This is a genomic window from Oxynema aestuarii AP17 (assembly GCF_012295525.1).
Taxonomy (GTDB): domain Bacteria; phylum Cyanobacteriota; class Cyanobacteriia; order Cyanobacteriales; family Laspinemataceae; genus Oxynema; species Oxynema aestuarii.
On the sequence record NZ_CP051167.1, the window covers coordinates 2,849,256 to 2,862,571 of the forward strand.

Annotated in this window: 9 protein-coding genes; 4 read left to right on the forward strand and 5 right to left on the reverse strand. The window is 52.5% G+C overall.

All coding sequences use genetic code 11. From position 1 onward, the window contains the following. Positions 1–158 precede the first annotated feature (158 nt). Positions 159–932, forward strand: coding sequence for an SPOR domain-containing protein (locus HCG48_RS11710; protein ID WP_168569315.1), 774 nt, complete (start codon positions 159–161; stop codon positions 930–932). Between the two features lie 308 nt (positions 933–1,240). Further along, positions 1,241–2,797 (forward strand): NAD(P)H-hydrate dehydratase, encoded by a 1,557-nt coding sequence (locus HCG48_RS11715; protein WP_320415781.1) that lies wholly within the window; start codon positions 1,241–1,243, stop codon positions 2,795–2,797. Positions 2,798–3,669: 872 nt separating this feature from the next. Here HCG48_RS11715 and HCG48_RS11720 read toward each other — a convergent pair. The 4 genes from HCG48_RS11720 to HCG48_RS11735 form a co-directional block, all read right to left on the reverse strand. Then, positions 3,670–5,490: a serine/threonine-protein kinase gene (locus HCG48_RS11720; RefSeq protein WP_168569316.1), complete on the reverse strand. Its 1,821-nt coding sequence runs from the start codon at positions 5,488–5,490 to the stop codon at positions 3,670–3,672. 48 nt (positions 5,491–5,538) lie between these two features. Beyond that, a complete protein-coding gene (locus HCG48_RS11725) occupies positions 5,539–7,473 on the reverse strand; it encodes a serine/threonine-protein kinase (RefSeq protein ID WP_168569317.1) in 1,935 nt (644 codons plus the stop codon). 63 nt (positions 7,474–7,536) lie between these two features. Next, on the reverse strand, positions 7,537–8,982 hold the full coding sequence (locus HCG48_RS11730) for a hypothetical protein (RefSeq protein ID WP_168569318.1): 1,446 nt from the start codon (positions 8,980–8,982) through the stop codon (positions 7,537–7,539). A gap of 469 nt (positions 8,983–9,451) precedes the next feature. Then, entirely contained in the window at positions 9,452–10,750 is a 1,299-nt protein-coding gene (locus HCG48_RS11735) for an HhoA/HhoB/HtrA family serine endopeptidase (RefSeq protein ID WP_168569319.1), read from the reverse strand. A gap of 334 nt (positions 10,751–11,084) precedes the next feature. Here HCG48_RS11735 and HCG48_RS11740 point away from each other — a divergent pair, with 334 nt between their 5' ends. Then, a complete protein-coding gene (locus HCG48_RS11740; protein WP_246260104.1) occupies positions 11,085–11,954 on the forward strand; it encodes a lysophospholipid acyltransferase family protein in 870 nt (289 codons plus the stop codon). On the opposite strand, the gene HCG48_RS11745 is transcribed toward HCG48_RS11740, so the two are convergent. Continuing rightward, positions 11,951–12,319 (reverse strand): zinc ribbon domain-containing protein, encoded by a 369-nt coding sequence (locus tag HCG48_RS11745; RefSeq protein ID WP_168569320.1) that lies wholly within the window; start codon positions 12,317–12,319, stop codon positions 11,951–11,953. The genes HCG48_RS11740 and HCG48_RS11745 overlap by 4 nt on opposite strands. 350 nt (positions 12,320–12,669) lie before the next feature. Here HCG48_RS11745 and HCG48_RS11750 point away from each other — a divergent pair, with 350 nt between their 5' ends. Continuing rightward, a complete protein-coding gene (locus HCG48_RS11750) occupies positions 12,670–13,239 on the forward strand; it encodes a type III secretion system chaperone family protein (RefSeq protein WP_168569321.1) in 570 nt (189 codons plus the stop codon). Positions 13,240–13,316: the final 77 nt, after the last annotated feature.

A 13,316-nucleotide genomic window follows, 5' to 3' on the forward strand; every position in this document is an offset into this window, starting at 1 on the left:
TTCTCTTGGAGGCCATCTATTGGATGGTTACCGGAGCTGTATTTTTTGAATCGGCGCGAGCAGTTCACTGAGTATTTCACAATGAATAAATTCAGATTTAGCCAATCCCTACAGGTCTGCGTTTCTCGGAAGGTTCTATCTGCGTTTTAGGAATTCCCATGAACTTGTCTCGGTCTAACTTCAGTCAACGGATGACTACCGCGATTCGATGTTTGGCTCTGGTGGGAGGGAGTTGGGCGATCGCCGTCCATCCCGGCGCCGCGATCGCCCAACCCCTGCCGGAAATCCCGGTTTTCCAAGATATAGAACCCGACGACGATCGCTTTTCCCCACCTCTGGGGACTTACGAGCCGCCGCCCTACATGCCCCCCAGTGCGCCCCCCGTTCCGGATTCCAAACGCTACATCGTTTATATCCCTCGGGAAAACGATCGGGTTTTGCAGCAAGTCCGCCTGGTGGAACCGGAAGCGTTTTACACCCAATATCGGGGCACAACGGTGATTCAAGTGGGGGTGTTTGAAAATTACGGCAATGCTCAACGGCGATCGCGAGAACTGGAGTTTTACGGGGTGCGCTCGGCGATCGCTACGGAAGAAACATCGCCCCCCGTTGCCAGTCTCCCCGCCCCGACGACGAGCACTTTTGCGGGGAGTTACCCGCCCCCACCGCCGACGTTTACCGGGACAGTCCCGTCCACTTACGGGGTGAGCGATCCTTATTTTGTCATTGTTCCCGTTGACGCCCGCGAGGTTGATGCGACGGTCAGCCAACTGGTGGAAGCGGGGATTCCCACTCAGGACATTACCCCTCGCAATTCGTCGTTGGGAACCTATCTACAGTTGGGGCCGTATCCCGATCGCGTCACGGCTCAACAGGAAAGTGGTTATCTTCAAAACTTCGGATTTGACGCGCGGATCCGGAGCGGGCTCTAAGCCATTTGGCGTATTTTTACGAATTTCTAGGAGATTTCCCCAAAAATAGGCGATCGCCCCCGATCCAACTCCCGCTAGTTGTTTTAGAATATAAGTAAGTTCGATCGTAATGATTGAACTGACCCACAAAAGTCAAACGCATCGCCTCCCTAAGATCCGGAATTCTAGTTCCTATTTTCCGTTCCGAAGATCTGACAAAGCAGGAGAAGTTCCCACGTCCGGGCTTCTCCTGCTTTTTGCATGGTTTCAGCCGACCCTCGGCGCTGCGCTGGCGATCTAAACTAATTCTGTAGCCAGATCGAACAGCAATGATGACACGGACCGATCGCAGGAAGGCAACAGTTGAATCGATTCTCGTCACCGCCGAGCAAATGCGGGCGATCGAAGCTCGGGTCTTCGAGGCGGGAATACCCGTAGCGGCGTTGATGGAAAAGGTCGCCGGGTCGGTCGCTCGCCGCATCGAAGCCTTATTACAGGAAATGCCGGAGGTCTCGCGGGTCGGCGTCCTCGTCGGACCGGGACACAATGGCGGCGATGCGCTGGTGGTGGCGCGAGAGTTGCACTTTCGGGGCTACGCGATCGCCGTTTACCAGCCATTATCGAAGTTAAAAGCACTGACGAGTCAACACGCCCAGTATTTGGCCAGTTTAGGCGTGCCGTTTGACGAGGAGATCTCGGCATTAGAGGGATGCGATCTGTTCGTCGATGGCTTGTTCGGTTTTGGGTTGGAACGCCCGCTCTCCGGGGCGATCGCCGAAGCGGTAGATCGGTTAAACGAGTGGGATTCCCCGGTGTTGAGTATCGATCTCCCGTCGGGATTGCATACGGATACGGGGCAACCCCTCGGAACCGCCGTGCGGGCGACTCGCACTTTTTGTCTGGGCTTGTGGAAGCTCGGACTGGTACAAGATGAGGCGCTGGCGTATGTGGGGACGCCGGAATTAATCGATTTCGATTTACCTCTGGCGGATATCGAGGCGGTGGTGAGCCGTCCCCCTGCACTGCGCCGGATTGTAGCGAGTTGCGCGCGATCGCAATTACCCCTCGATCGTCCCCAGGTCACCCACAAGTACAAACAAGGTCATCTGTTGCTGGTGGCCAGTTCCCGGCGCTACAGTGGAGCGGGATTACTGGCAGGATTGGCGGCGCGTGCGAGTGGAGTGGGGATGCTGTCGATCGCCGTTCCGGAGTCGTTGAAGTTATTGTATAACGGCCACTTGCCCGAGGCGCTGGTCGTCGGCTGTCCGGAAACGGAAACTGGGGCGATCGCCGCTTTTCCGGAGGAGTTAGATTTACAAGGATTTAGTGCGATCGCCTGCGGTCCCGGACTGACCCTGGATGCGGCAGTAGTTCCGGCAATTCTGGACTGTCCCGTTCCGGCGGTTCTCGACGCGGACGGCTTAAATTGGCTCGCCCAAAACGGAACGGTGGAAAGGTTGTCCGCACGGGAAGCACCGACGATGCTGACGCCCCATCCCGGCGAGTTTAAGCGGTTGTTTCCACAGATCGAACGGACCGAAGTGCAGCGCTGCGATCGCGTCCGGCGGGCGGCGGTGGCCACTGGGGCGATCGTCGTCCTCAAAGGCGCCCGCACGGCGATCGCCCATCCCGACGGCACTGTTGCGTTTCTTCCCGAGAGTACCCCAGCCCTCGCCCGGGGCGGTACTGGCGATGTCCTTACCGGACTGTTAGGGGGTTTGGTCGCCCAAGCATCGGTCGGTGAAGGGGCGATCGCCCCCTTGGTGGAAGCGGCGGTATGGTGGCACGCCCAAGCTGGACGGTTAGCCGCCCGCGAGCGATCGCCATTGGGCGTTGACGCCCGCACGTTAACGGATTATTTGATCGCGTCGATTGTTGACCTGTAGGTATTGTAGGTATGCTTTCAGCCTACAAATCCATTCGAGCCATTTTTTTAACTCAAAGAGGGGCAAAACATTTTTCGCCCCTCCAGTGAATTGCTATTCACGATGCTGAAGAATTAGATTCAGAAAAATTCAGTTTCAAATAACGTTCAAATTTTCTCAAATCTGCTCAAAAACAACAACACCCAAGCCATACTCGCCGAGTGATTTCCTCTCTTTTTTAACATTTTGCAGATGACACCGATTCAATCGTTCAGTGGCAGAGCTGCCCTTGTTTTATTTGAGGAAATATCGACCCTCTGGTTGGGTGATGTTGTTGGAGTTTAACGAGACAGATATGAGATTGAACAGCTTTGAACCTCTTCTGATTTAACTTGAACTGGGCTGTTTGTATCTGCCAGGGAAGCCTTGATTGCTTCAATTTCTACTTTAAGGATCGATTCAAATAAGTGCAAGCGATCGATACCAAAGTTTACTCCAGACTGAGTTAATACTTTCAAATTTTGTAACTAGATGTGAAGTTAAGGCGACGGGCGATCCCCGAGATCTCGCGCCCAATAAGCATGACAGACTTTGGCTCGATTTGGCTAGGAACCCGATCGCCGCCAGACCGAGGCGATCGAATTGGCGCCGTTGCGATCGCCAAACTGCCCGAACCCCTTAAAAGTTAAGCAGGAGGTTCCCCATTGCCCCGACCTTCGAGTTCGCGCAAACGGGCTTCGAGTTGACGAACCCGTTCCTCGGCAGTTTCTGCCTGTCTCGAAAGTCAGCGAGGTGTTGCAACTAAGAGAAACCGTAGGTGCAACAATGCTAATACGGGGCTTGCGGCGGTGGCTGAAGGAACAAATCGCGGAATGGGGCACTTTGTCAACAATTCAGCGCGCCAGTTTCCAGACTTTAACGCTGCTGTCGCTACTCCCACTGACCAAAATTGTGCCGTCGGGTGCGAACGCCAGCGCCGTAACTGCGGCTTGATGGGCGCTAAATTCGCCCAGTTTGGCAAAAGTATAAGGGTTCCATAAAACCGCGCATCCGGCACGATCGCCCGCCACTAACAAAGGCGATCGCGGGTGGAAAGCGATCGCCTCGATACTTTCGCGATGAGTGAGCGTAGCCAGTCGTTCTGTTGTACTCACTTGCCATAAGACAACCGTGCGATCGCGGCTGGCGGAGGCCAAGACTTCGCCGTCCGGTCCGAACGCCAAAGCCTGCACGGTGTCTTCATGACCCGTCAACGTCGCCGTTAATTTCCCCGACTCCGCATCCCATAATTTCACCTCACGATCGCCCCCGCCACTGGCAATGTAGCGATAATTGGAGGCGATCGCCACACATTCGACCCAGGCTAGATGACCGCTTAAAGTGGCCAAACTCTTACCTTTAGCGAGATTCCAGACCCGCACCGTAGCGTCCTGGCTGCCACTGACGACGAACTGACCGTTTGCGGAAATCGCCAGAGCATTGACCGGACCGGAATGCTTGGCAAACCAATCGCCGAGCGATCGCACGCACTTGCGCGTCCCCCGATCCCACACTTTGATCGAGCGATCGCTACTACCCGTGAGAATCTGCTGGCCATCCGGCGCAAAAGCCACCGCCTGGATCCCCCCAGAATGGCCGGACATCCAGTTTCCCAGACTGTCCCCGCCTCCCTGTCCGCCGAGATCCCACAATTTAACCTGACTGTCTTCGCCACCGCCGACGACGACCCGCGCATCGGGACTGACCGCGACGCAGCGCACTCGCTCGACTCCGGTGAGTATTTCTACGCAGTCCCAGGCGATCGGTTGTAAGCTCGCCAAATCCTCTAAAATGGCCGTCGCTGACGTATACCGTCCCGTGAGAGGTTGCACCATTTTTTCGATGATTTCGACCAAACGGACGCTAATCGGACGCACCATCCGACTTTTCCAGAGTCCCTCCTCCCCTTGCGCCAAGCTAAACAAGTCCATTTCGGTGATTAATTGAATGCAAGTCATTCCCAAACTATACAGGTCGCTGGCAAATACAGCTTGTCCCGAGAGTTGTTCCGGCGCCGCATATTCCGCCGATCCGATAATTGTGCTGCTTCCTCCGGGAGATGTTCGAGGCAGGAGTTTCGAGGAACCAAAACCGACTAACACGAGGCGATCGCGCCTTTTTGCTAAGTCTTTTTCTTCAAATTCATTCAAGAAACTTTTCGTTTTTCTACGGATAATATTAGCAGGTTTAATATCTCTGTGAATGGCAGATTGTCCGTGAACAAATTTTAAAACAGTTAAAATATCTTCGAGTAATTCAATAATTTTAGATTCGGAAAATCCGCCAGTTTCTGCCAGTTCGGCGGCTAAAGTTTTGCCCTCGATCCACTCCTGTACCAGGTATCGAGCGTTATCCTGGGTAAAATAAGCGAGTAATTGCGGAATTTGCGGGTGTTTCCCTAATAAATCCAGTTGCATTGCTTCCCGTTTAAATTGCCGACTCGCCTGTTTGTCATTTCCTTGAGAAGTTAATAAAAGTTGTTTAATCGCACAAGCAGGTTTAGAGGGCAAATCTTCATCAATGGCTAAAAAAGTACGGCTATACGTTCCTTTTCCGATAAATTTTACCGCGCGATATCGTTCCCGTAGCAAAAGTTTAGATCCGCAGTTTTGACAGAAGTTATTACTGTCGGGATTTTTGGGTTTGGCGCACCTTGGATTGAAGCAAAAACTCATGGGATGTTAGATTTAGATTTTAGATGGAAGAAAATTGAAATTGTCCTTCTATGTTTTATGCCATATTTTAATGGTTTTGTCGGCACTGCCAGTTAACAATTTTTCCGATATATCAACCGATAACAAATAGTAAATCGTATCGGTATGACCGTTAAGAGTTTGCAAGAGATTTCCTGTTTCTAAATGCCAAATTTTGACTGTTTTATCTTCTCCCGCACTGGCAATAATTCGATCGCCCGTCTGGTTTGCACTCGCAGCAACTGGAAGATAGGCGATCGCGTGGAATGGTTTAGAGTGGGGTTTGGGGTGGGCTAATAGTTGTCCGGTTTTCAGTTGCCAAGTGCGGATGGTTTTATCGCGACTGCAGGTTACGGCAGTGGTTTCATCTGGGGCGATCGCGATCGCGCTAACTGCATCCGCGTGTCCGGCGAGAGTCTTTTTTAAATAGCCATTATGCACCTGCCAAATATCGATCGCGCCGTCTTCATTTCCAGAAATTAACAATTTTCCCGACCGACCCAAACTGAGGGAAACCACCCCACTCGAACGCTGGGGAAACGTCCGTTTTAAACGACCCGATCGCAAATCCCAAAGTTTGATCGTCCGGTCGAGACTGCCACTCACTAATGTTTGTCCGTCCGGCGCGATCGCGATCGCGGAAACAGGTGCCGAATGTCCCGTTAACGTCCGCAATAAAAACCCGGTTTCGGTTTGCCAAACTTTAATGGTTTTATCCGCACTTCCCGACGCAAAAATCTTGCTATTTTTGGCAATAGCAAGGGTTAAAATCGCGCTGGAATGTCCGCTTAAACGATGGCGAATTTCGCCGCTATCCATATTCCAAATAACGATCGCGCGATCGTCGCCACCACTGATTCCTGTACTTCCATCGGGAGTGACGGCGATCGCGCGGACGGCGCCGCCGTGGTGGGTGAGAGTGGCGATGCAGTCCCACGGGGGCAAACTCGGGACGACTCCCGGGGAAGCAACGGGCGCTGAAACTCTTGCTGGGGGAGGTTTTGCGGGTTGTTCCCAAAAAGGGACGGGACTGGAGCGGCGATCGGGGTTTGGGAGGGCGCGATCGAGATCCTGTAGCACGTCATTCGCCGAGGGATAGCGCGACGCGATCGCCTCCGCGACCATTTTATCTAAAATATAGGCGATCGCGTCGCCGACATCGCGCCCTTGACGGCGAAGGACTTCCCGCCAAACCCAGCGCAATGCGATCGGGTCGTAAAGTTGACTCGGAGGCGCGCCGCAGAGTAACTGCAAGCAAGTGACCCCCAAACTATACAGATCGCTCGCCGGATAGGCGCGACCGCCGCGCAATTGTTCGATGGGGGCGTATCCTTCCGTGCCCGTTCGCGTTCCCGTTTTCGCCAACCCCGTCTCACTTAAAGATTTAGAAATGCCAAAATCGATTAACACGAGTCGGGTTTGTCCCCCCGGTTCCGGGGAGGTTTGAATAATATTCGAGGGTTTGAGATCTCGGTGAATGACGCCGGAATCGTGGATGAATTGGATCGCAGGTAATAACTCGAATAGGAGGGCGCGAATTTGTGCCTCGTCAAACGGTCCGCGCCGTTGCAGTTGGGTGAGTAAATCGGCCCCTTCGATTAATTGTTGGATTAAATAGAGGCGCTTTTCTTGCTCGAAATAGGCGAGTAACGAGGGGATTTGCGGGTGGCGATCGCCCAATTGTAGCAACTGTCTGGCTTCTTGCTCGAACAATTCTGTCGCTTTCGCCATCGCCTGGGAATTGCTTTGAATTTCCGGCGCGGGTAACAGTTGCTTGATGACGCAACGCGCGTTCAACCGATCCTCATCGACGGCGAGGAACGTGCGACCCATTCCACCTTCGCCCAAAGGTTCTAAGGCGCGATAGTGGTTTTTGAGTGAAAGCAGGGAACGACAACTCAAGCAAAACTTGGCGTTGTCGGGGTTGTAAGGCTTTTGACAGGCGGGGTTGAGACAGTAGCTCATTCGATTGGGGCGATCGCGAGACTCAGTTCTATGGTAGGTCTTCTCTCACCCTTCGCGCCGAACTCAGGATTTATCCAACTGCTGCAATTTTTCCCGCGCGAATTTTAAGAGGTCTTGCGCTTGTGCGGATGCGGTCGTTCCCGGTTCGACTTTCTCCAATTCGTTGATAATTTTAGGCAAATTCGCCGCTAATTGAGGACTTTCCGGGTCGGACAACCCCAATTCTTGCCATTTCACAATTAAGACATTAGCGCGTTCGAGGGCTTGAACCGATCGCCGTTCCGCTTCCAGGCGATTGCGAACGGTGGCGAGGTTGGCTTGATATTCCGCCAGTTTTTGTTGAGCTTCGAGATAACCGGGGGCGTTATTGGGAACCTGTCTGAGGCGATCGATCGCTTCTTCCCATAACCCGATAATTTGTTGCCAAGTTTCGACCGAATGGGGTGGATTTTGGGAATTGACTGCCGCTTGCATGGCAAAGATTTTCGCCGCGTCGATAAATGTGGCATTCTGGACGGTTTTTTCCGTCGATCCGACCACGACTTTAAAATCCCGTTCCGCCGCCGCTAAACGAGGGCGCACCATCGTTCCGGCGAGAGGGGTGGGAGCAATTTGGGCGAGCAAATCCAGTCCGCTTTGCCATTGGGCGATCGCCTCTTGTTTTTCCGCCCCGGTCGTAGCGCGATCGTAGGCGAGTTTAGCTTCGGCGATCGTCGTTTCCGCCTGCTGTAATTGTTTTTGGGCGTTTTGTTCCTGAAAAACCCGTGCTTCCAGTCGTCCCATCGCTTTGCGCGCCGCCTCGAACTCGTCGAAAGTAAAGCGCCAACTACACCCGAACAAACTACAGTACATTTTCGGTTCGTAGCCTAAAAACCACACCGGGAGTTGGTCTAAATGCTCTCGCGCCTGGGTCACTTTTTCGGCGCCGCGTTCTATATCTTCCGGTCCGGTCGCTTTCGCCACCAATTGGTCCGCTTCTTCCACTAAGGAGGTGGCGGCGCGGTAGTTGCGATCCATATTGATATAACTCGGCAGCAACAAGATCGGAACGGTTTCGGCGACGGGTTTGCGAATCATCGGATAGGGTAAGTTCGCAATCCAGACAATCCCGGTAAAGGCGGCAACTCCCACGGCGACGGAACCCGCAATATAAGCCCACAGTCCGCGCACTGGAGGTTTCGATTGCTCTGCAGTTGCAGCAGTGGCGCTGGTGTGGCGGTTTTGATGACGGGCGCTTTGACGGGTACCCTGTCTGGCAGATTGGGCTTTACTCTCCCCTCCATTGGCTTTGGCGGCGCGGGCGATGACCGTTTCGGGGAAGTCGTCGAAAGAACCGATAATTTCAGCTTTGATATCTTCAAAAGAAGCAGGAGATCCCGGATCGGCACGCAGTTTGTCTAACGCTTCAATCACCATCTTGGCTTCTACGTTAGCAATATCGCTGTTTTGAGCGTACTTTTTAAGCTCGCCGACTAAGATTTCATACGCTTTCTCGTTCAAACGCGCCATAACTCTCACCTAAAGATTGACGTTTTTCAAAAGCCGCAATTTCGGCTTTGCTGAATCAAGAGATAAATCGCAGTAGGGGCGAAAAATTCTGTGTCTCTACGTCGGGAGGGGCGATCGGTTTTTGATGTTGATTGCTCGTTTTATCCCTTGTCCACTCGATCTCTAATTTCCGCAACGGTGCTATTTGCACGCGATCGCACTCACTTTAACCTTCTCAGTTTGCCGCGATCGCTTGCATAATGCCAGAACTTTTTTCTTACTCAAAAGGCGCCGGGGTATCGTTCCCCCTTTATGCAACCAATCGCCTGAAGAAAGCTTACTGTTCATCATATCGATAATTTTTTTCGACCTCGGGCAATCGGCAAAAAAATTAATATAGATCTTGGCGATCGCCTTGCCGAGCGATCGCCGTAAAAAAAACCCCCGGTTCTCCCGAGGATCTGCATCAGAATCTGCCCTATGTACTGCACTATCCGGCGTTGTTCTCCACGGGGAAAGCACCGGGAAGCACATCTAAGCTCAGAGGTTGACCGTTGCGAAGCACTTGCATGGATAGAGCTTTACCGATCGCGCTCTTCTCCACCATTTGCTGCACCTCTGTTGCATTACTGACCTGATTTCCATCAATTTTTTGAATCACGTCCCCCGCGCGCAAACCACTCGCCGCCGCCGGAGAATCGGGCATCACTTTCACCACTAAAATCCCTTTTTCCTCCGTTACCGTCAGTGCGGAATTGGGATTACTATTAATTTTCTGTTTAATTTCCGGCGTCAATTCCACCATCTGAATACCGAGATAGGGATGTTCCACCTGACCGTCAGCAATCAAATCTCGCGCAATCCGGCTCGCCGTATCCACCGGAATCGCAAAACCGAGACCCTGGGCCCCTTGGATAATCGCCGTATTCACCCCAATCACTTCGCCGCGTTGATTGAGAAGCGGTCCGCCGGAATTCCCCGGATTAATCGCCGCATCGGTTTGAATGAAATTCACCCGCTTTTCGGCGACGCCAACCTGGGAACTACTGCGTCCGGTGGCGCTGACAATGCCCACCGTGACTGTATTATCCAATCCGAGGGGATTGCCGATCGCCACGACCCATTCTCCCGGGGCGATCGTTTCCGGATCGGCTAACTTCGCTACAGGTAAATCATTCGCCTCAATTTTGACCACCGCTACATCGGTCACCGGGTCCGTTCCCACCACCTTTCCGGTAAAACTGCGACCGTCTTTTAAGGTCACTTCTACCGTATCGGCGCCATCGACCACGTGAGCGTTGGTCAAAATTTGGCCGTTCTCACTGAGAATAAATCCCGATCCGGTGCCGCGTTCGACTCGTTCCTGCGGTTGGCTGGGAAATTGCGAACCGAAGAACTGGCGGAAAAACGGATCGTTAAACACGTCGGGAATATCCGTTTTCACGGTTCGCGACGCATCGATGCGAACCACACTCGGTCCAACTTGACGAACGACGGAACTAATCCAATTGCTATCGTTGCTCGCAGGTAAGGCCGCTTGTAGGGGCGCCACCTGGCTAGCCGCTCGTTCCACATTTCCATTGGCGGATTTTTCTCCTCCGAGGAGGTTTTGGGCGTGCAGTAACTGACTTCCCGACAAGGTGACTCCTGCACCGAGGAGGAAGGTTAATAAATAGGTCGTGGTTTTTTTCCAGGTCGCCGGAGATCTAGCAGAAGCGGAACCTGCATCGCTTGGGGTTGCTTTGGAAGAATTCAAGGAGTTGAGGGATTGGGGATCTTGAGTCTGCATGATAAGTTGCTCCTCTAAGTTCGATGCGGTAGGGAAGGAACAGCCTCCAGAAACAATTGAGAGGGGATGACAACTGAGGGCGCGAAGAACAATCGTCCTGGATGGCTGTACTTTTGAATTTAGAAGAGGGATGTGACGCTGAGGTGAAGTTGTTGTCACACGGATGTGGAATTTTAGATTTTAGATTTTAGATTGAGTCATTTCTGAGTTGTACTGTTCTCTACAGATACTGAAGCTTCCCTATTTGCGAGATCGGAGATCTCCAGACTATCCTTAAAGACGCGATAAGGCGTTGCAAGGAGCTAAAACAAGCTTGTTTGAGGTATTGAAAGGGTTGTTGTTACCAGATGTGGAAGGGGCGATCGAACGCGGGGATCCTTTCGATGGTTGGTCTTTGGACGATCGCGACCCCCAGGCGATCGCTCAATTAATGCCGATTTGGGAATGGTTTTACCGCTATTACTTTCGCGTGACGAGCGATGGTTGGCAACATGTCCCCCCAACCGGGCAGTTCTTGATTGTCGGTTCTCATAATGGCGGTTTGGCGGCGCCGGATATGTTTATGGGAATGTATGACTGGTTTCGACGGTTTGGAACCGATCGCGCCATCTACGGTTTGATGCATCCGATGGTCTGGAAGGTGTTTCCCGAGATGGCCCGTCAAGCGACGATTTGCGGCGCCGTACAGGCTCACCCGCGCATGGCGATCGCCGCGTTTAGGCGGGGGGCCTCGGTGTTGGTGTTTCCCGGTGGCGCCCAAGATGTCTTCCGTCCTCACGCCTTGCGCGATCGCATTTACTTTCACGATCGCAAGGGCTTTATTAAATTGGCCTTGCGTGAAGGAGTGCCAATTTTGCCGTTTGTTTCTCACGGCGCTCACGATACCTTATTCGTCCTCGGCGATCTTTACGACGGGATGCGCCAACTGCACGAAAAATTTGGGATGCCCTGGCTGTTCGATCTCGATCCGGAAGTGTTTCCGGTGTATGTCGGATTGCCCTGGCTATTGGCGATCGGGCCGTTACCGAATTTTCCCCTTCCGGCGCAAATTCACACCCGTTTTTGCGAACCGATCGCCTTCGATCGCTCCGGTCCGGGAGCTGCTCACGATCGCGACTATGTAGACAAATGTTATGACCGCGTCGTCACCGCCATGCAGCGATCGCTCGACGATTTGATCGTAAAGGTCGAAGGTCGATCCTAACGTTGGATCGACGCCAGCAGCACGGCGATCGCCACGATCGCCGAGATCGCCACCACGGCGGCGTTGCGGGTCAGCCACAAGCGCCAGCGTCGCAGGGGATGGCCGCTCAAATAAGGGTTAACGGCGGGATCGGCGATCGGTTGCGCGCGATCGCGGTACAGGGTACAGGTTTTTGCCTGGGGACGTTGGGGAAAGGTGCAAGTATCGTCCTCGTGATAGGTGCAACTCTCACAGAGAAACTCGTCTCCACTGGCTTGATGCAAGGGGATTCCGGGATGACCGAACCCTTTAAGCGGCGTCCGACAAAAGGGACAGGCGATCGCCTCGGTATCGATCGATTGCTGGCAATGGGGACAGGAAGGCATTTTAGATTTCAGATTTCAGATTTTAGATTTCAAATTTTAGATCGATCTTAAACATTGGTCGCGGCGGCGATCGGCGATCGATTAAGATATTGTATATCTATAGGGCGATCGATGTCAAAATAGTTAATGTGCGACGAAGTTCCTCGGTCGATATCGGTGCAATTTTGCCTCACTTCATGACTTGGAGTATTTTAGCCGAGTCTTCCGGCCAGCTAGAACCTTGCGGGTCACCAGAACCTGAAGCAGGGAGGCTTAAACCCCTGCCAACCGTCCAGTTTTTAAACATCTGGCGATCGCCCCTACAGAGCGTTTAAAATAAGAATCCAAACGCTTATTCAAGGATAAAAAATATGGCAGCTACTTTAGAACAAATTGCCCGTTATTTGGACAATCGAGGTTGGTCATACGAGCTAGAACAAGACAACAATCGCATTATTACCGGAGTTCAAGCCGATAACCTCGAAAACTTTTTACTCGTCATCCAACTCGATGAAGATGGAGAATTTTTCAAACTATTCGCCCCGCAAGTCATTTCCGGCATTATCGATCATCCCCATAAAGAAGCCATTTTACAGTCAATGTTATGTATTTCTTGGGAAACAAAAATGTTGCAATGGGAATACGACCCTTCCGATGGAGAAATTCGGGCAATTATTGAATTTCCTTTAGAAGACTCCATTTTAACAGAAAAACAATTTAACCGTTGTTTGAGTGGACTCATTCAGATTGTCGATGAAATTGCCATGCCTCGTTTACAAGCCGTCATGGAAACGGGAACCGATCCGGGCGATGAAGATATTGGCGAGCGATTGTTACTCACCCTGCAAGAAGAAGCCCCCGGCATTTTAGAATTACTCGAACGCGCCATGGAAGCGCGCAAAAACCGAGGTATTTTTCCCGCAGAAGAAGATAAATCATAGAAGTTTTCTGACCGTTAAATTCCTCTCCCGATCGCTCATTCCCGCGCAAGCGGGAATCCAGCAACACCTGGAGCGGC

What these genes read in the sequence shown, in the direction of transcription:
- HCG48_RS11735 (WP_168569319.1), bottom strand. Translation starts at nt 10,750, where the DNA reads ATGCAGACTCAAGATCCCCAATCCCTCAACTCCTTGAATTCTTCCAAA.
- HCG48_RS11715 (WP_320415781.1), top strand. Translation starts at nt 1,241, where the DNA reads ATGATGACACGGACCGATCGCAGGAAGGCAACAGTTGAATCGATTCTC.
- HCG48_RS11745 (WP_168569320.1), bottom strand. Translation starts at nt 12,319, where the DNA reads ATGCCTTCCTGTCCCCATTGCCAGCAATCGATCGATACCGAGGCGATC.
- HCG48_RS11710 (WP_168569315.1), top strand. Translation starts at nt 159, where the DNA reads ATGAACTTGTCTCGGTCTAACTTCAGTCAACGGATGACTACCGCGATT.
- HCG48_RS11720 (WP_168569316.1), bottom strand. Translation starts at nt 5,490, where the DNA reads ATGAGTTTTTGCTTCAATCCAAGGTGCGCCAAACCCAAAAATCCCGAC.
- HCG48_RS11725 (WP_168569317.1), bottom strand. Translation starts at nt 7,473, where the DNA reads ATGAGCTACTGTCTCAACCCCGCCTGTCAAAAGCCTTACAACCCCGAC.
- HCG48_RS11750 (WP_168569321.1), top strand. Translation starts at nt 12,670, where the DNA reads ATGGCAGCTACTTTAGAACAAATTGCCCGTTATTTGGACAATCGAGGT.
- HCG48_RS11730 (WP_168569318.1), bottom strand. Translation starts at nt 8,982, where the DNA reads ATGGCGCGTTTGAACGAGAAAGCGTATGAAATCTTAGTCGGCGAGCTT.